The organism is Methanosarcina sp. 1.H.A.2.2 (genome assembly GCF_000979975.1).
Classification (GTDB): Archaea; Halobacteriota; Methanosarcinia; order Methanosarcinales; family Methanosarcinaceae; genus Methanosarcina.
The window spans coordinates 1-22,009 of the sequence record NZ_JJQL01000088.1; the positions used below are offsets into that span (position 1 = coordinate 1).

Sequence of the window (22,009 nt, forward strand, 5' to 3'; positions counted from 1 at the left end):
TAACTAAATAAATAAATAAATAAATAAATAAATAAATAAATAAATAAATACATAATTAAATAATGAATAATTCAAGGGCTTGTATGAGGCCGGAAAATAAGCTTTTCAGACCCCTTTTTAGGCATGGGTGTGAGGGCAGGCATCGAGCACTGAAGCTTTTGTTCTTGCGTAACAATTATCTACAAGCTGCAGAGTCCCTTCGAGGTCTGTGACCTCAAACTCAAAGAGTGTAGAGAATTCCTTTACACAGGCATCAAAGTCTTTTTCATAGTCAAGGCCTGTATTTAACCTTGCAACCCTTTTATAGCCCGCATAGTCAAAGACAAACTTTGACATCTTAATATCATCCGGGTTCTGGCTCAGGCCTGCAGTCCGGATCATTTCCCTCCAGTTCACAGCCCACATGGGGGTCATGAAAAAGGTCCCTACTCCTCTGCAGTTTTTCAGGGCTTTGAGGTACTGTCCCCTGCCTCCGAGTACAGCCCCGATGCAGTCATCCACGATTTCTCCGTTTTCTTCTTTGAGGATGCAGACCTTGCAGTCCAGGGCTTTGAAGTCTTCTTCAATGTTTCCGAGCACGTTTCCGCAAAGCCCGTAAAAGAGCAGGACTCCATCCGAGCGGGGAGCCATAAGTTCTACTTTCGAATAAACGGTTTTTTTAAGGTTTTCAGGGATTGCGTGCAGGGCAAGCTCAAGCATGTATACAATCAGGGTTAAACCTCTATCTTCCCCTGCCGATTTTTCGGAAATTTCTTCAAGGGGGAGAGCAGTGTGTGCAATTCCTGCTTCGGCCATCTTTCTCGTGATACCGCTGCAGTCTTCGTTTTCCACTACGAGCACTTTTCCAATCTCAGGGTCGTTTTCAAGAAGGTGCATTATCTCGTCTTCGAACATCCTGCACCCTATTATGGTCATTACTGGCATGTTTAATTCCTCTGGCATGTGCAACTCATTGTATTCTCATTTTGAAAGCTGACAGGGCGGCCCCTGAGGGATTTCATGTAATATCCAGAATAATGTTCTTAAAATTTATATTCTTAAAAAAAATCATATAATCAGGTTTTCTACAAATCAGGTTTTCTACAAATCAGGTTTTCTACAAATCAGGTTTTCTACAAAGCTATATTTTTACTTTTAAAAATATCCAGTTATTATTTTCAGTGCATCCTTATATGCCTGAGCGTTATTAAAATGCACTAATTAATCATCTGGTATATTTCAATAACTTGACGTAATGCCTTCCAGATAATTTCAAATTTCAAAAAAGTTAATCGTTTTTGAGTCAATCCTCAGGTACTAAAACTCTTTAAGCTCTTTTTGAACAAAATATTTTCAGGCTTTAAGTGGGGCCTGAGCAGCATATTTTGCATTAGACTGTACGATTGTTGCGCTATTTCAGTGCTGCCTTCAAATTCTATGACTTCGAAACCGAAGTTAAGCGCAAATTCTTCAATTTTTTTCTCAAAATCAGGTTCATAGGAAAGCCCTGTGTCGACCCTTGCAACTTTTCGATACCCTAGTTCTTTCAGGTTTTCAGGGGTGAATTCAAAACCCGGAAGCAATTCATCATCCACCCCGAAAGCGTTTTTCCAGTTTAAGGCCCACATGGGAGTTAAGAACAATGTATCACTGTGGCTTTTCAGAATTTCCCGGTAGCGAGAACTGCCTCCAAGGGCTGCTGCAATGCAGTCTTCAAGGGGTCGGGCCGGTTCGCCTGTGCTTCTGTCCTGCAGTAGCTGTAGAGAGCATCCGGTATGCGCAAAATCTGTCTGCATCCGGGAAAACGCATGCCCGCAGAGCCCGTAAAAAAGGAGGATTCCATCTGCAAACCCGGACATCAGGCTCAGGTTTGTATATGTTTTACTTCTGAGCCTTGAAGGGTTCATATGGAGCCCGATCTCCTGAAGCTGAACAATGACGCTGAATTCCTCACTTTGCTCCAGGCAAGCCCTGATCTCGTAAACAGGCAGGACCACTGGCTCAAGCCCTTGAGCTTCAAGTTTGTTCAGGAGGCCTATGTTTTCTTCGTTTTTTACGAGGTAAATTCTTTCCACTTCAAGGTCATTTGAAAGCACATGAACAATTTCATCCTCGAAGATCCTGCAGCCTATTATGCCCATCACTGTCATGATATAGACTTTATCCGGGACTATTAAAGAATATCCTTATCGGGAGAGCTAATAACTCTTAGTGGAAAGCGTGGGTTTTTAAATTTTGAATCCTTTTCCTCTGTCCCGGTAAGCTCTGGAAAGGGTGGATTTTCAGGGCTGGAACCGGAATCTGCTTTTCTTCAGCTCCAGGTCTGGTAGTAACCTTCTTTTTCCAGGACTTTTACGGAGAGGGAAAAAAGTTCAGAGAGGTTTGCATCTGTCAGGACTTCCTCCTTTTTCCCATCCCTGAAGACTTTCCCTTCCTTTATGAGGACCACACGGCTGATTTCGGGAATGACATCCTGCAGGTTGTGGGTGACAAGAATCACACTTTTGCCTGAATGCGCAATTTTCCGGACACTTTCGCGGAAACTGTGAAGGGCTTTTAAGTCAAGGCTGTTTGCAGGTTCGTCCAGGAAGAGAGCCTGCGGGTCGTGCACAAGAGCCCTCCCTATCAGAACCTTTCTTGCTTCTCCTGTGGAAAGTTCGCACATCGACCTGTCTGCGAGGTGGGAAATCTCAAGGAACTCCAGAACTTCCTCTGCGCTGGCTTCCATTTCAGGGGTCACTTCGTGGTTGTAATATATGCCTATGCTGCTGAAAAACCCGGAGAGTACCACATCAAGGACCCGGATCTGGCGGCAGCAAGTCTGCTGGAGTTCCCCGGAGACTATCCCGAGTAGATTCCTTAGCTCAAAAACATTCCAGGTCTCCTTACCCATGATTTTCAGTACGAGCCCGTCGGCTCCTGCCAGTGGGTGGTACTCTTTTGTTAATGTCTTTATAAGGGAGGACTTGCCAGAGCCATTGGGCCCGATAATTGCAACATGTTCTCCGGGCTTGATGGAAAGGGATACAGAGTCAAGGATCTTTTTCCCGCCTCTGACCACCGTAACATTTTTCATTTCCAGCAGGGAGGGAAAGTTCTCCATCCCCGGGGTTTGTAATTGTTCAGCCAATTGTTCAGCCATTAGTATCATCTTTTAGTTTGAAATCAGATTTTCAGCTCGTACTTTAGCCACTTTCAGCCCGTACTTTAGCCACTTTCTGCCCGTACTTTAACCGTTATTTCCAGCAGGGCTCACTTCTGGATTTTGCGGGATCACTTTTTACTGGAATTATCTTTTCGTCGGAGTTTTCCTTTTAGTCGAAATTCTCCTTTTTATACCTTTTCCATACTTGCAACATAGTCCTTAACTTACCGACAACCCAGGCTAGAAAAATCCCTTCATGTCATATATTAGAAACACGGGGCATCTGTTCGAAACAACATCTAAACTTTATTTACAAACAATATCAGGAGCCTTTATTTTTTCTTTTTTCGTTTCAGTTCTAATAAATCCTGTTAAATAAATATTTGCCTGTTTATTTGCTTATTTAAGTTTGTTTAGACTTTCTTTCCATATTCGGTAGCCTGTAAACTCATCAAATATTCTTAAAACCAGTTACGTCCCCCTTCCTAAAATTTGTAAACCTCTATCTTAGTTTCTTACGTTTATATAATCTTATAATCTAAAGTCGCTTTAACCGAAAAACAGAGAAGTACTTGAGGGGGGTTTTTGTTGAAAGTTAACTATATTCGGAGTTCGTTCAGGTCTTTTCTGTACGATATCCGGTTTATCATCCTTTTCTATGTGATAGGAGACTGGGCTTCTACCTTTTACGCGCTGCCGTTCGGCGCAGAATATAACCCTGTTCCTGCAATGATCCTGGAAAAGTACGGAATTTATCATCTCCTGCTTATCAAAATTGCATTTGTCGTTTTGCTCTTTTACGTAGCACCGATAATAAAAACGTCAAAGGGACGCTGGGCTCTCACAAAACACATAATAGAATCCGTAGGTATCCTGGTAACGATAAACAACCTTATGGTAGTCTGGTACGGAGTCAGCCTTATAGAAACTGTGGGGCTGGTCTGAGTTTTTACAGACCCTCCGAATTCAGGCCTTGTTTCCTCCTTTTTTATTTTTTTCCCACTGGTCGATCCGAACTCTATTTTTACTGCTCACCTGTTGCTGCCCTGTTACTTGCCCGCTGCTTACCTGCTGCTTACCTGCTGCTCACCTGCTGCTCACCTGGTTTTGGCATATACGAAGCAGTCATAATACTCTTTCCTTATCCTGTGGATCTTTTTTGCGACCCCTTCTTTTTCGTATCCGCACTTCCGGGCAACCTGTTCACTTGCGAGGTTTCGAATATCCATCAGGATAACAATCCTCTGTAATTTCAGTTCGCCAAAACCAATTTTCTCAAGCTGCTTTACAGCTTCGGTTGCAACCCCTTTCCCCTGGTAAGCGTTATCCACAAGATAACCGATTTCCCCCGCCCACGGCCTGTGCTGGTCTATCCTGATCCCGCAGATTCCTGCCAGTTTTCCGTCAAAAAGAATTGAATAGTTGTGTTCAAAATTGGTTTTCCGTTTTACCTCGTTCAGATTCAGGAATCGCTTTTCATCCTCAAGGGTTTCGATCGGGATTTCTATAAACTCAAAGTCCGTGTGTGTGAGAATTTCAAAAAAACGCTCGGCATCGGAAAGTTCCTGAGGGCGAATCTTCACTTGAGGCATGATGGAAAATTGAGCTTTCCTCATGAAAAATGTTTTTAACGCCTTCCATTTTTCTTTCCGGATTTTTTTTCCAGATCTTATTTCAACATATCTCTTTTCAACATATCTCTTTTCAACATATCTCTTTTCAACATATCTCTTTTCAACATATCTCTTTTCAACATATCTCTTTTCAACATATCTCTTTTCAACATATCTCTTTTCAACATATCTCATCCGGATCAGTGTACCTTTCTCATCCGAGTCAGCGTGCCTTTCTCATCCGGATCAGCGTACCTTTCTCATATCTGACCATTTCTCGTGCCTGAAAAACAAGATATAAGTAAACCTTTGATTAAATACAAAACTGTGCAAACCGATGTCGTATCCAGGATCAGGAAGGACTTGGCCGGAAGCGTTGACGAAAAGACAAAAAATAGTTGTTCCCGTTTTTTTAAAGAGGAAGTGAAGTGCTATGGAGTTAAGTCTTCCGTTGTCGGAAAAATCGCAAAGGACTATTTTAAGGAACTGAAAAATGCAGGGCAGGCGGACAAAAAAAATATATTTTTCCTGTGTGAAGAACTCCTGCAGTCGGACTACTGCGAGGAAGCCTATATCGCCTTTGAATGGGCATACCAGGTAAGAGCCGAATACACCGAAGCCGACTTCTCTGTTTTTGAGCACTGGGTCGAAAACTACGTTAACAACTGGGCAAAGTGCGACACCCTCTGCAACCACGCGGTTGGCTCTTTTATCGAAAAATTCCCACCTTATATTGAAAACCTCAAGCTCTGGACCCAATCGGACAACCGCTGGATCAGGCGTGCGTCCGCAGTAACGCTTGTCCTGCCTGCAAGAAAAGGCCTTTTCCTGCCGGAGATCTTCGAAATCTCAGACCTGCTCCTCACAGATAAAGACGACCTCGTCCGGAAAGGCTACGGCTGGATGCTGAAAGAAGCCAGCAAACCCCACCTGCAGGAAGTCTTCGATTATGTCATGAAAAACAAAAAAGAAATGCCCAGGACCTCCCTCAGATACGCAATCGAAAAATTCCCTGAAGACCTCCGGGCCAAGGCTATGGAAAAATAAGCTGCGGAAAAATAAGCTGCGGAAAAATGAGTTGTGGAAAAATGAGTTGCGGAAAGTTAGGTTGTGGAAAGTTAGGCTGTGGAAAAATCAAAAACGAACACCGGAAAATTGCGATTGAATATTTTGTTAATGAACAGGCGATACAGGACAGAGTAGAAAGAGCAGACTGAGAGAAGGGCAGACTGAGAGAAGGGCAGACTGAGAGAAGGGCAGACTGAGAGAAGAGCAGATTGAAGGCTAAGAAAATTTAAGGGAGCAGGGAGTTTTTCTGATACAGTACCCCCATACTGCATCTTTGAACTCCTTTCTCCCCCATATTTCTTAGTTTTCTTGTTCCCATATATTTTGCCGGCAGTCTGGTCTGCAGGCGGATCCATTTGTGCAATCTTTGTCTGTCTGCCAATTAATTGAATGTCTTCACAAGTATTTTTTTCTATTTGCTCAGTAATAAGAACAGTTTAACACTACCTAAGTTTTAATGAGAAAGTTTACCCTCTCTCTTCTCTTTCTATGCTTCCCCCGAGAATGTAATGTGTCAGAGATTCTTTATTTTTATTTTTGGAGATAAAATGTGAATATTTGAGAATTGAGGGGAAGGAGTAGATGGAAAATGCTTTGTTTTCCTAAACTTCCAGGCTTTTTGATTTAATTCTTGTATTTTATCCAGGCGGTTAAATCGAGGCAATTTTTCCTGCATCGGTTATTATGTACCCATTATCCCCGTCTGCAATATACCCCATAGATTTGAGTTCCCTGAGGTGGTTGTAAGTCATTCCTTTAGAAATTCCGGCAGTTACCGCAATCTGAGAGACTGCAGAAACCCCTTTCTGGATCTCTTCAAGTATCAGTTTCTTTGTTTCCGAGAGGTTGAAGCTCAGCACCGGAAAGTCAATCATTAAACTGTCTTCCTCGGTCACATAAACGATTCTCTGTACCATATCATTTCTTGCATATGCCCCGAAAAGAGCCCCAAACGCCTGCGGCTTCCGGCCTCCAGAAACATTGACAATGACCTGGTTGCCTCTATCGTGTTCTTTTTCAATCAGTTCGGCAACATCTTTTGCGACCCGCACAGTATCGTAAACTGCAGTATATTTCTTCTCAACTTCGAGCGCATTTTTAAAGGTCTTCTCAATCATTTCCTCGGATTGCAACTTCTTATCACCGGCTCCTTCCTCTGATAACAGTATAATCTTCGAAGGGGAAAGCCGGGTCACACAGATAATTACAGGTTCAAGAGCGTAGATTGTGGAGATGAGTGTGAGTTTTGGCATTAAATGATTGTATTGTTTGGTTCGGTTATATGTTTTACTATGTGAGATATAGGTTAGTTAGTACTATTCATTCATTAATATAATTAAAATTAAAAACGTATATATATTATGTTAATAATGAATGTTTAGGGTTTACTAGTTTAATTTTAATTTGAAATAATTCTGATGATAATATGGACAACTCATGCAATAATTCAATATTTTATAATTGGGGAAAATCAGGCTCTATTGAAGAAGATGAGCATAATTATCACTTACTTGTATATCACTGTCTGGATGTTGCAGCGGCTGGAAAAGTACTCTTAGAAAAAGATACTTTACTCACTGAAAAGTTTATTCGGATAACGGGGCTCAACAAAAAAAGTGTTCTTTCCTTGGTTTCTTTTTTCCTGGCGATACACGATCTTGGTAAATTTTCGGAGAGATTCCAGAATCTCAAGCCCGAGTTATTGAGAACCCTTCGTGGTCACGATAGTGACAAAAATTATACCCTTCGTCACGACAGTATGGGATTTCATCTATGGGACAGAATATGGAATAAAGTATGGGACAAAAATAATCTTCGTTTAGATAAGATCGAATATGATGTTTCTGATTGGGCACTTGTAATTTACCCATGGATTAAAGCAGTCACAGGCCACCACGGTAAACCTCCTGAATATAGTATTCATGGTGTTCCCGTAAATCCCAGGGAACTTTTTACAGAAGAAGATACTGAAGTTGGATATTTTTTTGTGGAGACCGTTTCTGAATTATTTTTAAGTTCAGATTTCGATTTTACTGTATATTCTGACGAAGAAGGAGATCCCTTTGATAATTTGATCTCCGGGTTTAAGAAATCTTCATGGTTGCTAGCGGGCTTAACAGTATTAAGTGACTGGATTGGATCAAACAGCTATCACTTTAATTATATTTCAGAGCCGATGTCTCTCCATAAATACTGGGAACACGCCTTAATAAAAGCAGAGCAGGCACTTTACGATTTCTGGCTACTTCCTTCATGTGTTTCATTAGAAACTGGAATTGAATCTTTATTCACAAATATTCAAACTCCGAGTCCGCTTCAATCATATGTTTCAACGTGCGATATTGAGCAAAACCCTCAACTTTTCATTATTGAAGAAACAACTGGAAGCGGAAAGACAGAAGCAGCTTTAACTCTGGCTCATCGGATGATGTCAAGGGGGCTTGGAAATGGTGTATTTATAGCATTACCTACAATGGCGACATCCAATGCTATGTATGAAAGGCTTACAGGAGTATACAGGAAATTCTTTCTCCCAAATTCTTCGCCTTCCCTGGTTCTGGCTCACAGTAGCAGTTATCTTTCGGATAAATTCCGCAATTCCATTGGATTTTCTAACACGGGAGAGGATAGCGAATCATACTGCAATAATAAATCAATAAAAGATGAAACAATCTCTGCTCAATGCAGTCAGTGGATAGCTGACAATAGGAAAAAAGCCTTGTTAGCAGACGTAGGTGCCGGGACTGTAGACCAGGCAATAATGGCAGTTCTTCCTGCATATCACCAGTCATTGCGTATTTTGGGTTTGACCCGAAATGTTCTGGTAGTGGATGAAGTCCATGCTTACGACCCTTACATGCATGCTCTTTTATGTAATTTGTTGGAAATGCATTCTTCTCTTGGTGGAAGTGCCATTCTTCTTTCAGCAACCCTTCCCATGAGACAGCGGCAGGAGCTAGCCAATAGTTTTTGCAGAGGATTGGGGGTAGGATGTAAAGAACTCAAGAATACAGATTATCCTCTTCTAACTTTTGCAAGCAAAACCGATGCTATGGAAACTCCTGTAAACATACGTGAAGGAACAGATAGAACAATCGGAATTGAATTTTTCAATGAGCTAGAGGCAGTAGAAAATAAAATTGTTGATCTCTCTAGAAAAGGAAGCTGTGTTTGCTGGGTACGAAACACTGTTGATGATGCCATTGAAACTTATCAAAGGCTTGTGGCGATCCTGGGTGAAGAACAGGTTGATCTTTTTCATGCCCGTTTTGTTATGGGAAATCGTTTAAAAATCGAAAATCGTGTTATGAGTTACTTTGGGAAAAACTCCACTGAAGAAATACGCAGTGGTAGAGTTCTGATCTCAACGCAGGTAGTTGAGCAGTCATTAGATCTTGATTTTGATTATCTAATAAGTGACCTTGCTCCTATTGATCTGATTATCCAAAGGGCAGGTAGGCTTCAAAGGCATCCGGAACACGGTATAAATAGAGTGCCGATACTCGGAATTCTTGCTCCCGAATTGACTGAAAATCCTTCGAAAAACTGGTACTCAGATGTGTTTTCAAGAGCTGCTTTTGTGTATCCAAATCATGGGGAACTGTGGCTTACAGCTAGCTTACTAGCAGAAAAAGGAACAATTACTGTCCCAGATGATTTAAGATTATTAATTGAAGGAGTTTTCAGTGAAAAAGCCTCTGAGAATATTCCAGAGAACTTGAAATCTTCAGCTGAAGAATCAAAAGGGAATTCAATGGCCAGCAAATCACTGGCTAATTTAAATTCTCTTAACTTTGAAGCCGGATACCAAAAATCCCCTACGCAATGGGTTGACGAGGTCATAACCCCAACACGCCTTGGGAGAGAAACAGTAACTCTTCGACTCGCAAAATGGGATGGAAAATCTCTAACTCCTTTTTTTGAAAACGGGCGATATTCGTGGGAGTTGAGTCAAGTCAGAATAAGCAAGAATAAATTCAAGACAGTCAATTATTGCAATATACCAGAACTGAATGTCGAGAAAGTAATTGACTCTATGCCTGACAAAGGAAAGTGGTCTATTTTTGTTCCGTTATCAGAGGTAAATGGTGAATGGATGGGTTATGCCACAGATGAAAAGGGGAATCACATTACACTGATCTATAATCAAAAAACAGGTTTAAGCATTCAGAAAGAATGACGGAGGGATTCACGGCGTTTAATCTTATTTATGAAAAATGGATACCTGTTCAAAGAAAGGACGAAACTAAAGTAACGATTGCCCCCTGGCAAATTACAGAAGGTATCGGATCAGGAAATCCGATAAGCGAACTTGATGCACCCCGACCAGACTTCAATGGTGCATTGATACAGTTTCTCATAGGGCTGGTACAAACAACTATGTCACCAGCGAATGATAGGGCCTGGAAAAATGTGCTTAAAAATCCTCCATCTCCGGAAGATATGAAAAACACCTTTGAAAAAGTGGCTCATGCTTTTGAATTTGATGGAGATAATGCGCGGTTCATGCAGGATTATGACCTTTCTGAAGGCGCAGATAACCAGGTAGATAATTTGCTGGTAGAAATGCCAGGTGAAAACACGATTAAAAAGAACGCAGATCATTTCCTTAAAAGAGATTCTGTTAAAAAAATGTGTTTTCCTTGCTGCGCTACTGCTCTTTTCACACTTCAGACAAATGCTCCTGCCGGAGGTCAGGGAAACAGAACCTCTCTTCGGGGAGGCGGCCCTCTGACAACTATCGTAAAGGGAAATAATCTGTGGGAAACTATCTGGTTGAACATTTTGGAAGAAGAATCTTTCAAAAATTTGGGGGATACAGAGAAGGGTAATTTAGTGGACATATTCCCATGGCTTGGACCTGCACGTACTAGTGAGAAAAACCAAAAAGTAACTTCCTCAGATGTCAATCCTAAACAGATGTTCTGGGGAATGCCTCGCAGGATAAGAATAAATTTCGATACACTTGAAAGTGGAATCTGCGAGATCTGTGGAGGAGAATCTCATTATCTGGTAGCGGACTACATTTCTAAAAATTATGGAATTAACTATGAGGGAGGATGGCGACATGTCTTAACCCCACATACAGAGGATAAGAGGGGTATTCTACCAGTCCACCTAAATCCAGGGGGAATCAGTTATCGCCACTGGCTCGGCCTTATTCAAAATGATGGAGACGGAAATAAACAGCCGGCATTTATTGTTGACAAGTTTCGTGATAGACAGTATAATTTCAATTTATTAAGCGAAGTCTTCAATCACAGTCCCTCAATCTGGGCTTTTGGTTACGATTTTGATAACATGAAAGCTCGCTGCTGGTATGAAAGCCAGATGCCGCTGATAATAGTGAATGAAGATATCAGAGCAGAATACGAAAATGTAATTTCTCAGTTAATTAAGTCGGCAGAAATTATTGCAGGAAACACCAGAAGCTGCATAAAAGAGGCTCTTTTTAGATATTCCGGTAATGTGAAAGGTGATCTTTCATTCATAGATAGCAGATTCTGGAAAGATACTGAACCCGAATTTTATAAAACTCTGCATGAATTGCATGGTCTTCTGGATAAAGGAGAAAACACTGCCGAGTTAAAGCTCAACTGGTTGAAATCTCTGACAAAAACATCTTTCAAATTATTTGATGAGTATTCTCAGTTAGAGTTTATAGGCACCGCAGATCCCAAACGTATTTCACTTGCTCGTCGAGATCTCGGGAAGTACAACTCTCCAAAAGGACAAAAACTGAAAACGATTCTGGGTTTGCCTATAGAAAAATCTACTAAAACGATGAAGTGAGGTTGGAGTGATAATAATATGGAAGGTAAGAGAAATTTACTATTTTCTTCAGATCCAAAAGCTCGCCAGGTATTGTATGAATGGTGGAGTGGGCTGGATATGAGCAGAGGGGATCGAGCAGCATTGAGGCACTGTCATGACGTAAATGAAGTTGTTTTTACTCCTTCTTTCCACCGGCTCAGAAAAGATCTGCTGGGTGAGTTTTATGTAAATCCGGAGTCTCTGGCAGCAGTAGCCGGTGTACTTTCGCATGTGAAAAATAATGATGCCGGTTCAGATTTTGCAGTGCAAATGGCTACCCCTTCCTCGGGAAGTTCAAATGCGCGGGTAAGTGGTTTGAGATTCAGGAGATTGCTTATTATTGAAGACAGAAGAGAACTTTTTACATCAATGATACGTACTGTTCGGCTTCTTGATGGCACTGCAAATATCTTCGATCTTGCATACAGCATCTACTGGTGGAATGAATTTACAAAGAAACGATGGGCTTCTGATTATTACACCAAGTCACCTACTGAAAATTAATGATGGGTTCTTAAACAATAAATGGAGGAATAAATGATGACAAACTTTGTACAGCTACATATTCTCACCTCGTATCCCCCTTCGAATCTTAACAGGGACGACCTTGGAAGACCAAAAACAGCCGTAATGGGCGGAACCCAGAGATTGAGAATTTCATCTCAGAGCTTAAAGAGAGCCTGGAGAACTTCGGAACTCTTCCGGGAAGCTCTATCAGATCACATGGGAGTTAGAACAAAAGAAATGGGGAATTTTATTTATAAAGCTCTGATTACAGGATCAAAATTGACTGACATCCTTAACAATGGCTCTCAAGCTCCTGCAATATATCCAAAAATGGATGAAAAGAAAGCTGGAGAGGTCACAAAACAGATTGCAGGAGTTTTTGGTAAATTGAAAAAAGAAGGATTTGAGATCGAGCAGCTTGCTCATTTCAGTCCTGAAGAGACAAAAATTATTGAAAATCTGATCGCGGACATATCCCAAAATGGCAGAGAATTGACCAAGGAAGACCTTAACATTTTAAGGAAAGATCACGCGGCAGTTGACATCGCGATGTTTGGAAGAATGCTTGCAGCAAATACCCAGTATAATATGGAGGCTGCAGTTCAGGTTGCTCACGCAATAACTGTCCACAAAGTCTCAGTAGAAGATGATTTCTTTACGGCGGTTGATGACCTTAACAATGGAGAAGAGGATATGGGTTCCGGTCACCTTGGAGAAACGGAATTTGCAGCCGGGCTTTTTTACATCTATGTGTGTATAAACCGTGATCTGCTGGAGAAGAACCTGAATGGGGATATAGCCCTCACCCAAAAAGCGTTAAAAGCACTTACAGAATCAGCCTTGAAAGTTTCACCTACAGGCAAGCAGAACAGCTTTGCTTCAAGAGCCTATGCTTCGTACGTACTAGCAGAAAAAGGAAGTCAACAGCCCCGTTCACTATCAGTTGCATTCTTGAAATCCATGGAAGATAAGGATCTTTTAAGAAAATCCATTGAAGAACTCGGGACTACAAGGGAGAAGATCGAAAACGTCTATGGAGAATGCTGTGAAGATAAGGTTGAGATGAACACATACACTGGTGAAGGGTCCATTAAAGATATCCTCAGCTTTGTAGAAAATTGAAGCTGTGTGGAAGGGGAACAATATGAGAAACTACCTTCTTTTCCAGCTTTATGGGCCTATGGCTTCCTGGGGTGATATTGCAGTGGGAGTCAATAGACCTTCATATGATCATCCTTCGAAGTCGGCAATAATGGGCTTGCTTGCAGCAGCACTTGGAATACGGAGAGATGAAGAAGAGAAACATCGAGAGCTTTCAGAGTCATATAATTTTGCTGTAGCTGTGCATTCCTCAGGGACTTTTTTGAGGGACTACCATACAGTTCAGGTCCCTTCTGCAAGTTCACTAAAAAACCAGAAGTATATACTTACCAGAAAAGAAGAACTCGGAGTAGAAAAAGACGAATTGAATACGATTCTCTCTTCAAGGGATTACTACTGCGATTCGTGTTATACGGTGGTGGTATGGGCCAGAAACGCTGAAAACCCTTATTCTCTTGAGGTTCTCGTAAATAAATTAAAAGAACCTGAGTTTGTTCTTTACCTTGGAAGGAAATCCTGTCCTCCCTCTTTGCCTTTTGAAGCAAAGGTTGTGAGTGGAGATAATCTGGAAGAAGTAATCAAAAAAGCTGAGTTCAAATGTCAGGAATTTCTTTCGTTTTTAAAAACTCCGAGTCAGGTGAGGCTTTATTGGGAAGGTGACGAAAGCGGTATGGAACCCTCGCATACGATTTCCCGCAAAGATTCTGTTCTCAGCCGCAAAAGATGGCAATTTGCCGATAGAAAAGAACACTACATGATGATGGAACTGGGGGAATGAAAATTGTACATGAGCAGAGCAAGCTTGAAGCCTGAAGCTGCAGCAAATAAGGATTTCTGGAAGCTTGCTATGGATTTAGGGGACAATTACAGGATTCACCGTGCCATATGGTCGCTGTTTGAAAAAGATCCGGACAAAAAGAGGGATTTTTTGTACAGGCAGGATGAAAAAGACGGCTTTCCTTCGTTTTATATTGTCTCGGAGCATGCACCTGAAAATCATTCGGATTTATGGAGCATCGAATCAAAAAAATACACTCCTTCTCTTTTTCCAGGGCAGAAACTCGTTTTCTCATTGCGTGCCAATCCTATTGTTACAAGATGGGATGATAATGGAAAACACCAGCGGCATGATGTTGTGATGGACGCTAAGACCAGAATGGAAAAAGAAGGTATTCCAGAAAACAAGAGACCTCAAGTTCCTGATATTGTCCAGAAAGAGGGTGTTGAATGGCTCAGGAAAAAAGGAGACATCAATGGTTTTGAGGTTTCAGAAGGGCAGGTTATAGCCACAGGGTACTGTTGCAACAGGTTCTATAAGCCTAAAGGAAAGCACAGTGTAAATATAAGTACCATTGATTTTTCCGGAATATTAACTGTAACAGATCCTGAATCTTTAACCGATGCACTCTACAAGGGGATAGGTCCGGCAAAGAGCTTCGGATGCGGGTTGATGCTCGTCCGTTCTGCAAGATAAAAGTGGGTTGAAGGGGGATCACTGCCATGCTTCCGAAATTAAAACCGATTACGATAAAAGAGAGGTTTTCCTTACTGTTTCTGGAAAGGGGAGAACTTGATGTTATAGACGGAGCCTTTGTCCTGGTAGATAAAAACGGAGTACGAACCCAGATACCAGTTGGGGGAATTGCATGCCTGATGCTTGAACCGGGAAGCAGGGTCTCGCATGCAGCAGCAGTTCTTGCAGCTCAGGTCGGGTGCCTTCTGATCTGGGTTGGGGAAGCTGGGGTCAGACTTTATTCTGCCGGTCAGCCGGGTGGAGCAAGAGCAGATCGTTTGCTTTATCAGGCACAGCTTGCCCTGAATGATGAGGCACGAAGAAAAGTAGTCCGAAAAATGTATGAGATTCGCTTCAATGAAATACTGTCGGAGGACTACAGCGTAGAACAAATGAGGGGAATTGAGGGATCAAGGGTAAGAAAACTTTATGAGATTCTGGCGGAGAGAGCAGGATTAAAATGGAACGGCCGCTACTATGATTATACGGATTGGGATGTCGGTGACCTGCAAAACAAATGTTTGAGTTCTGCTACTTCCTGTCTTTACGGAGTTACCGAAGCGGCAGTCCTTGCAGCGGGCTATTCGCCTGCAATCGGATTCATCCATACCGGAAAGCCAAGGTCTTTTGTTTATGATGTTGCTGATCTTTTTAAGTTTGAGACCGTTGTGCCTTTAGCTTTTCAGGTGGCAGCTGGAAACCCTCCAAACCCTGAGAGAGCCGTAAGGATTGCTTGCAGGGATGTATTCAGGGAAACAAGGCTGCTGAAAAAAATAATCCCGGCTATAGAAGAGGTTTTAGCTGCTGGAGACATCCCTATTCCTGAAGAACCACCCGAATCACTCCCTCCTGCAATTCCAAATGAAAGGGGGCTTAATGATGCTGGTCATCGTCCTTGAAAACACAACTCCCAGACTGAGGGGGAGATTGACTCTCTGGCTTCTGGAAATCAGGGCTGGAGTATATGTAGGAGATTATTCTGTCAAGGTAAGGGATATGATCTGGGAAAATGTAGAAGCCGAGTTCAATGACGGGAATATTGAAGGAAGCGCGATTATGATCTGGTCCGCAAGAAACGAAATTGGATTTGATTTCAAAGTCCTCGGCGAAAGCCGCAGAATCCCAAGAGAAATGGATGGAATAAAGTTAATATCCTTCATTCCCGAAATTAAAACCGAAGAGTAGATAACTGGAGACATCATGTTTTTAAAATATCGTACATTTTATACAGGCATTAATATAAATCTATTTATATATGTCCCCGGAAAAACTATCCCTACTGATAATATAAAAGGTAAAGAGAGTTCCCCACAAGCGTGGGGATGAACCGTATGCATGTCCGGGATTCAATCCTTAACGACGGAGTTCCCCACAAGCGTGGGGATGAACCGTCGTATCCGATCAGTTTCATGAACTCATCGATGAGTTCCCCACAAGCGTGGGGATGAACCGCTTGTCATGTTTGTTATCCCCCCCGTATTGAAGAGTTCCCCACAAGCGTGGGGATGAACCGAAACGGTACAGAACCTTTCTCTTTTGTTCTTTGAGTTCCCCACAAGCGTGGGGATGAACCGGCCAATTCCTTTTATGTTTGCATCGATTGTTTGAGTTCCCCACAAGCGTGGGGATGAACCGGGTACCATCCCTAAAAAAGGCTTTTTCGTTTCGAGTTCCCCACAAGCGTGGGGATGAACCGGCATGTTCTAGATTATTCAATGATGAGAAAAAGAGTTCCCCACAAGCGTGGGGATGAACCGCACATCAGTTGACCATGTGGTTACGTGGTTTAGAGTTCCCCACAAGCGTGGGGATGAACCGTCGTATCCGATCAGTTTCATGAACTCGTCGATGAGTTCCCCACAAGCGTGGGGATGAACCGAACCCCTTCATTGTCGGGATACGTGGATCAGGGAGTTCCCCACAAGCGTGGGGATGAACCGCCACCTTCACCTTTGTAACCTTCTCCTCATCAGAGTTCCCCACAAGCGTGGGGATGAACCGGTTATGTAGACTGTTATCTGTCTTTATTCCGTGAGTTCCCCACAAGCGTGGGGATGAACCGCCACCATCGAGAACATCATTTCAGGAAATCACGAGTTCCCCACAAGCGTGGGGATGAACCGTTGTATATCAATGTGCTTAATTCATCGGTTATGAGTTCCCCACAAGCGTGGGGATGAACCGAACGCTATGGATGCAACCGCAGAGGAAATTGAGAGTTCCCCACAAGCGTGGGGATGAACCGGTTGTATTCGGTTAGTCCGGGTTCGATGTATTGAGTTCCCCACAAGCGTGGGGATGAACCGTAATTCCGGTACAGGCCCTTACTCACCCCGCAGAGTTCCCCACAAGCGTGGGGATGAACCGGACAGGAAGGTAACGTAACATTCCATTTATTGGAGTTCCCCACAAGCGTGGGGATGAACCGCCGCTAAAAAAGGAGGTGGTCCACCTTATGGAGAGTTCCCCACAAGCGTGGGGATGAACCGAAGATTTTTACCAAAGGTTAACCCCTCTTCTAGAGTTCCCCACAAGCGTGGGGATGAACCGTTCAGGACAGTAGAGCAGATCAAAAAAGAAAAGAGTTCCCCACAAGCGTGGGGATGAACCGGTATACAGAACCCCCACCGGAGACAGTCCCCCGAGTTCCCCACAAGCGTGGGGATGAACCGGCTGCGACGGAGAGCGCGAGAAATAGAGCGGAGAGTTCCCCACAAGCGTGGGGATGAACCGGCATCCCCGCCGAAGCTGCAGCTTTTGCAGCGGAGTTCCCCACAAGCGTGGGGATGAACCGTATCCTTGATTTCATTGTTTTCAATGATGATGGAGTTCCCCACAAGCGTGGGGATGAACCGACAACTACGTTGCTATACAGTACGATATGGATGAGTTCCCCACAAGCGTGGGGATGAACCGTTATTCTACCAAATTCATTGTCTTAAATTTTCGAGTTCCCCACAAGCGTGGGGATGAACCATATGTTAATAGAAGCACCTTGTGAAGTGTTTGGAGTTCCCCACAAGCGTGGGGATGAACCGGCAATGATTGATATGCTTGTTGCTGAAGAGTTGAGTTCCCCACAAGCGTGGGGATGAACCGGTCTGAAGGCCAGATGAACGTGTGTTTCATTCGAGTTCCCCACAAGCGTGGGGATGAACCGTTAAATCATCTTTCAGGAATTTTGTGCCTGTAGAGTTCCCCACAAGCGTGGGGATGAACCGGCAGAGGATCTTATACTTAAGCTTAATATCAAGAGTTCCCCACAAGCGTGGGGATGAACCGACATGAACCATGTACCAATGGGCGAAACAACCGAGTTCCCCACAAGCGTGGGGATGAACCGGTTTTGTAGTCTCAGGAAACACTTATCCACTAGAGTTCCCCACAAGCGTGGGGATGAACCGGTACCCACGAAACTCACTTCGAGGCTGATGGCGAGTTCCCCACAAGCGTGGGGATGAACCGCTACCATTTACCTTGTCTTCATTTCTCCAAATGAGTTCCCCACAAGCGTGGGGATGAACCGACACATGGGATTCTGCCTTGTATTCCTTACAAGAGTTCCCCACAAGCGTGGGGATGAACCGCTTTACAACATCTTCCTGGCTTACTTTTTTATGAGTTCCCCACAAGCGTGGGGATGAACCGGTGCAGCACTATGGCAACTAAAACACATGTTTGAGTTCCCCACAAGCGTGGGGATGAACCGGATTAAATACCTTTGCAGATACAGCACCTACTGAGTTCCCCACAAGCGTGGGGATGAACCGCCCTTATAACCCCTGATTATATAGGGGATTCCGAGTTCCCCACAAGCGTGGGGATGAACCGGTTTAAGTTTGCGTCTAAACCCTGTTTCCTGTGAGTTCCCCACAAGCGTGGGGATGAACCGCACCGAAAGCACGCTTACAAACTGTTTACGGTGAGTTCCCCACAAGCGTGGGGATGAACCGCCTCCTTCTATCATGTATTTTGTAGCCAATTAGAGTTCCCCACAAGCGTGGGGATGAACCGATTCGATACGAGGAAAGGACTACTGTGTAATTGAGTTCCCCACAAGCGTGGGGATGAACCGTCTCATCTCATCCGGTAATGTGGCCAAAAGTAGAGTTCCCCACAAGCGTGGGGATGAACCGGTTGAGAGAATAGTTAAAGTTAAGGTGTTTGTGAGTTCCCCACAAGCGTGGGGATGAACCGTTAATTTACTTTTTGCTACTGTAGTTTTTGAAGAGTTCCCCACAAGCGTGGGGATGAACCGTTACAATTGATAATTATTGGAGGCACTAAACGGAGTTCCCCACAAGCGTGGGGATGAACCGGTCAAAAAGCAAAGAATGACCGAGCATTTCAGGAGTTCCCCACAAGCGTGGGGATGAACCGGGTACATTCTGCAAAAATCAGAAAAACGCCGCGAGTTCCCCACAAGCGTGGGGATGAACCGATATGTTCGCATAGGGGTGTAAAAAATGTCTAGAGTTCCCCACAAGCGTGGGGATGAACCGCCCATAGGCTGCCGGAGCTGTGGGGGAAAATGGAGTTCCCCACACACGTGGGGATGAACCGCAACCCTCAATAGTGAATATAACAGGCTCAATGAGTTCCCCACACACGTGGGGATGAACCGTCACCAATCTAACACGGTATGATAAACATGCTGAGTTCCCCACACACGTGGGGATGAACCGTCAACCCCCTTCTAAAAATTATATGATGCTTGGAGTTCCCCACACACGTGGGGATGAACCGCGGGTGGGGGCCTGCTGCTCGGCAGTGTGGGCGAGTTCCCCACACACGTGGGGATGAACCGATAGCTGGAACATCCTATATTTCCCCCACCCTGAGTTCCCCACACACGTGGGGATGAACCGGATCTGTATAAAAAACTCTGAAAATACACAGGGAGTTCCCCACACACGTGGGGATGAACCGTTTGTTTAATGCGTTCCCGTTCTGCCTATGAGGAGTTCCCCACAAGCGTGGGGATGAACCGGTATATAATCACTGACGAAATTAATAAAATACGAGTTCCCCACAAGCGTGGGGATGAACCGACCTAGTCCCAAATACAAAACCCTCCACACTTGAGTTCCCCACAAGCGTGGGGATGAACCGGGGTTGCCGTTTGTGTATCGTCCATAGAATTCGAGTTCCCCACAAGCGTGGGGATGAACCGCCCAGGCTGATATACAAACTTCCGTATTTCCCGAGTTCCCCACAAGCGTGGGGATGAACCGGACCAGAGGATCAGACCCTGAGAGGACCAGACGAGTTCCCCACAAGCGTGGGGATGAACCGGCAGATCCTTGATTGTAAACTATTATTCGCGAGCAAGATCCACTAAAACAAGGATTGAAACTCTTTTTCTCCTGTGGTTGATTTGTGGTTTATGTGATTCGCGAGCAAGATCCACTAAAACAAGGATTGAAACAGTGCAGCAATCTCCTTTCCCCGAGTGCAGACAAGGTCAGGTTTGTTGTCTGACCCTGTCTTCATTTTTCTCAGGTTTGAACACCTTTTCTATTAGCTTTCCTATGATTTTTCCTATAACGATCAACATTATTTTCTCAGTTATTTCTTCGTAACTCATTGTTTATCATAAATCTGTCATGTTCATTGTATTAAAATCAAATGAATTGACCGTCTATGACACACCCACCAATCGTTCGATTTGTTATTACGTTTTCTTTTGGTCTGTAGCAATTTTCTAAAGTGCTATGCGTGAAGGTAATAATCTTCATTCGCGAGCAAGATCCCCTAAAACAAGGCTTGAAACAAAAAGAAAGGTTAATTGAAACCAAAATAAAGGTTAATTGAAACCAAAATAAAGGTTAATTGAAACAAAAAGAAAGGTTATTATGGATTCTTGCCTTTTGATTCGCGATCAAGATACATTAAAACAAGGTATATAAAAACAGTTCAATAATACACTTTAAGCGATATATATGGCCGGGAAGATCACCTACCTCGATGGGTTGCGAGGTATAGCTGCGGTTAATGTCATGATAATGCATTTCTTTGTCGCATTAGCCCCGGCGATGGTCTATGGTAATGAATTGCCTTCGCATTTCGGAAACCTTGACCAGCTTTTTTCGAGCACACCCTTAGGATTAATTGGCGCCGGTAACTTTTCAGTGTGCATCTTTTTCGTCCTGAGCGGCTACGTATTAACCCATAAATATTTTAAAACGAAGGAAAACGGTGTAATTATAAGCAGCGCAGTGCGCCGATATCTCAGATTGTTTATTCCGGTATTTGCAGTAGTAATGCTCTCGTACTTACTGGCATCAGCCGGATTATACCGTTATTATCTCGAAACGATGGTAATTTCCGCAGGCAGCAATTACCGCGACTACTGGAACTTTACGCCAGGCATCGTCGATGCGGTTAAACAGGCTGTGTGGGGGTCGTTTTTTGTAGGCGGCAAGACCTCCTACAACCCGGTTTTATGGACCATGAAAATTGAATTTTTTGGGTCGATGCTCGTTTTCGCAATGGCATTACTGTTCGGGTCGATACGCAACCGCTGGACATTCTATCTTGCCGCAGCCGTGCTTTACTTAAACTCTTATTATCTGGCTTTTATAATAGGAATGGTGTTCGCCGACACGTTCAACAATGAGACCCCGGTATTTAAAACAGGTAATACTATAATACTATCTATTATACTGGTTTCGGGGTTGTTTCTCGGGTCGTACCCTATAAGCCCTGTGACAACCGGTTCTTTATACGGTTTTCTCAATACCGGTTTCTTCCAAACCCCAAAGGTGACCTATCATATTCTAGGCGCCGGCATGATAATGTATGTCTTATTGAACAGCCGACGGTTGCAAAACTTTTTTTCGTCTCCCGTGCCGGTTTTCCTCGGAAAAATCTCCTACTCTCTGTACCTGGTACATTTCCTGGTGATAAGCAGTTTCACCTGTGCACTGTTCCTCATCCTGTACCCGGTATTGCCATATAGCGCAGCTGTTTTAATTTCATGCATCCTGTCGTTATTTTTAATAATTCCGTTGAGCTATCTATTTTATAAGTACGTCGACACGGCGGGTGTGGAATTATCGAAGCTCTTTTACAATTGGCTGGTTAATTCTTGCGGACGCGGCGGGGCCGGACACATAAAGCAGAAACATCTTTCAAGCGCTATTTTTACAATATATAATAAATTATTCAAATAATTCAAATTATTTTTTCTATTCGCGAGCAAGATCCACTAAATCCGGGATTGAAACGAAAATACCTATAAGTATTGATACTAATAACTAAATTTAT

The 22,009-nt window shown here is 43.3% G+C and carries 19 protein-coding genes and 1 CRISPR repeat array; of the genes, 13 read left to right on the forward strand and 6 right to left on the reverse strand.

Going from position 1 to position 22,009, the window contains the following annotated elements; all coding sequences use genetic code 11:
- Positions 1-117 precede the first annotated feature (117 nt).
- From EO93_RS13630 to EO93_RS13640, 3 genes are all read right to left on the reverse strand, one after another.
- Positions 118-924: a DUF1638 domain-containing protein gene (locus EO93_RS13630; RefSeq protein WP_048163078.1), complete on the reverse strand. Its 807-nt coding sequence runs from the start codon at positions 922-924 to the stop codon at positions 118-120.
- Between the two features lie 365 nt (positions 925-1,289).
- A complete protein-coding gene (locus tag EO93_RS13635; protein WP_048163080.1) occupies positions 1,290-2,129 on the reverse strand; it encodes a DUF1638 domain-containing protein in 840 nt (279 codons plus the stop codon).
- Positions 2,130-2,290: 161 nt separating this feature from the next.
- Entirely contained in the window at positions 2,291-3,121 is an 831-nt protein-coding gene (locus EO93_RS13640) for an ABC transporter ATP-binding protein (protein ID WP_048163082.1), read from the reverse strand.
- Positions 3,122-3,712: 591 nt separating this feature from the next.
- On the opposite strand from EO93_RS13640, the gene EO93_RS13645 reads away from it, so the two are divergent.
- Complete coding sequence (locus tag EO93_RS13645; RefSeq protein WP_048132168.1) at positions 3,713-4,069, forward strand: hypothetical protein; 357 nt, start codon at positions 3,713-3,715, stop codon at positions 4,067-4,069.
- Between the two features lie 152 nt (positions 4,070-4,221).
- Here EO93_RS13645 and EO93_RS13650 read toward each other — a convergent pair whose 3' ends face one another.
- Complete coding sequence (locus tag EO93_RS13650) at positions 4,222-4,716, reverse strand: GNAT family N-acetyltransferase (RefSeq protein ID WP_048163153.1); 495 nt, start codon at positions 4,714-4,716, stop codon at positions 4,222-4,224.
- Positions 4,717-4,745: 29 nt separating this feature from the next.
- Here EO93_RS13650 and EO93_RS18690 point away from each other — a divergent pair, with 29 nt between their 5' ends.
- The 3 genes from EO93_RS18690 to EO93_RS18525 are packed head-to-tail and all read left to right on the forward strand — an operon-like array spanning position 4,746 to position 5,954.
- On the forward strand, positions 4,746-5,024 hold the full coding sequence (locus tag EO93_RS18690) for a pentapeptide repeat-containing protein (RefSeq protein ID WP_156161332.1): 279 nt from the start codon (positions 4,746-4,748) through the stop codon (positions 5,022-5,024).
- A gap of 22 nt (positions 5,025-5,046) precedes the next feature.
- Positions 5,047-5,784: a DNA alkylation repair protein gene (locus EO93_RS13655; protein ID WP_235284274.1), complete on the forward strand. Its 738-nt coding sequence runs from the start codon at positions 5,047-5,049 to the stop codon at positions 5,782-5,784.
- 41 nt (positions 5,785-5,825) lie between these two features.
- A complete protein-coding gene (locus EO93_RS18525; protein ID WP_255350231.1) occupies positions 5,826-5,954 on the forward strand; it encodes a hypothetical protein in 129 nt (42 codons plus the stop codon).
- Positions 5,955-6,455: 501 nt separating this feature from the next.
- Here the strand turns inward: EO93_RS18525 and csa3 are convergent.
- Positions 6,456-7,058: a CRISPR-associated CARF protein Csa3 gene (gene csa3, locus EO93_RS13665; RefSeq protein ID WP_048132162.1), complete on the reverse strand. Its 603-nt coding sequence runs from the start codon at positions 7,056-7,058 to the stop codon at positions 6,456-6,458.
- A 173-nt stretch (positions 7,059-7,231) separates the two neighbouring features.
- On the opposite strand from csa3, the gene EO93_RS13670 reads away from it, so the two are divergent.
- Genes EO93_RS13670 through cas2e form a run of 8 tightly spaced genes read left to right on the forward strand, consistent with a single transcriptional unit; the run spans position 7,232 to position 15,925 of the window.
- On the forward strand, positions 7,232-9,985 hold the full coding sequence (locus EO93_RS13670) for a CRISPR-associated helicase/endonuclease Cas3 (protein WP_048163086.1): 2,754 nt from the start codon (positions 7,232-7,234) through the stop codon (positions 9,983-9,985).
- Complete coding sequence (gene casA, locus EO93_RS13675; RefSeq protein ID WP_048163088.1) at positions 9,982-11,598, forward strand: type I-E CRISPR-associated protein Cse1/CasA; 1,617 nt, start codon at positions 9,982-9,984, stop codon at positions 11,596-11,598. The genes EO93_RS13670 and casA overlap by 4 nt, the downstream gene beginning before the upstream one ends.
- A gap of 18 nt (positions 11,599-11,616) precedes the next feature.
- Positions 11,617-12,123, forward strand: a complete 507-nt coding sequence (gene casB, locus EO93_RS13680) for a type I-E CRISPR-associated protein Cse2/CasB (RefSeq protein WP_048163089.1) — start codon at positions 11,617-11,619, stop codon at positions 12,121-12,123.
- 36 nt (positions 12,124-12,159) lie between these two features.
- Complete coding sequence (gene cas7e, locus EO93_RS13685; protein ID WP_048163156.1) at positions 12,160-13,248, forward strand: type I-E CRISPR-associated protein Cas7/Cse4/CasC; 1,089 nt, start codon at positions 12,160-12,162, stop codon at positions 13,246-13,248.
- 22 nt (positions 13,249-13,270) lie between these two features.
- A complete protein-coding gene (gene cas5e, locus EO93_RS13690; RefSeq protein ID WP_048163091.1) occupies positions 13,271-14,005 on the forward strand; it encodes a type I-E CRISPR-associated protein Cas5/CasD in 735 nt (244 codons plus the stop codon).
- 9 nt (positions 14,006-14,014) lie between these two features.
- Positions 14,015-14,701 (forward strand): type I-E CRISPR-associated protein Cas6/Cse3/CasE, encoded by a 687-nt coding sequence (gene cas6e / locus EO93_RS13695; protein ID WP_048163092.1) that lies wholly within the window; start codon positions 14,015-14,017, stop codon positions 14,699-14,701.
- Positions 14,702-14,727: 26 nt separating this feature from the next.
- The gene (cas1e, locus tag EO93_RS13700) at positions 14,728-15,639 is read left to right on the forward strand and encodes a type I-E CRISPR-associated endonuclease Cas1e (RefSeq protein WP_048133647.1); all 912 of its coding nucleotides are present in this window, start codon (positions 14,728-14,730) and stop codon (positions 15,637-15,639) included.
- Positions 15,617-15,925, forward strand: coding sequence for a type I-E CRISPR-associated endoribonuclease Cas2e (gene cas2e / locus EO93_RS13705; protein WP_235284275.1), 309 nt, complete (start codon positions 15,617-15,619; stop codon positions 15,923-15,925). Before cas1e ends, cas2e begins: the two co-directional genes overlap by 23 nt.
- A gap of 116 nt (positions 15,926-16,041) precedes the next feature.
- Positions 16,042-20,037: direct repeats of the CRISPR family, unit length 29 nt; unit sequence GAGTTCCCCACAAGCGTGGGGATGAACCG.
- 167 nt (positions 20,038-20,204) lie between these two features.
- On the opposite strand, the gene EO93_RS18530 is transcribed toward cas2e, so the two are convergent.
- Positions 20,205-20,327 (reverse strand): hypothetical protein, encoded by a 123-nt coding sequence (locus EO93_RS18530; RefSeq protein ID WP_255350232.1) that lies wholly within the window; start codon positions 20,325-20,327, stop codon positions 20,205-20,207.
- A 355-nt stretch (positions 20,328-20,682) separates the two neighbouring features.
- On the opposite strand from EO93_RS18530, the gene EO93_RS13710 reads away from it, so the two are divergent.
- Positions 20,683-21,915 carry an acyltransferase gene (locus EO93_RS13710; RefSeq protein WP_048163095.1) on the forward strand — a complete coding sequence of 411 codons (1,233 nt, stop codon included), beginning with the start codon at positions 20,683-20,685 and terminating at the stop codon, positions 21,913-21,915.
- The last annotated feature ends 94 nt before the right edge of the window (positions 21,916-22,009 follow it).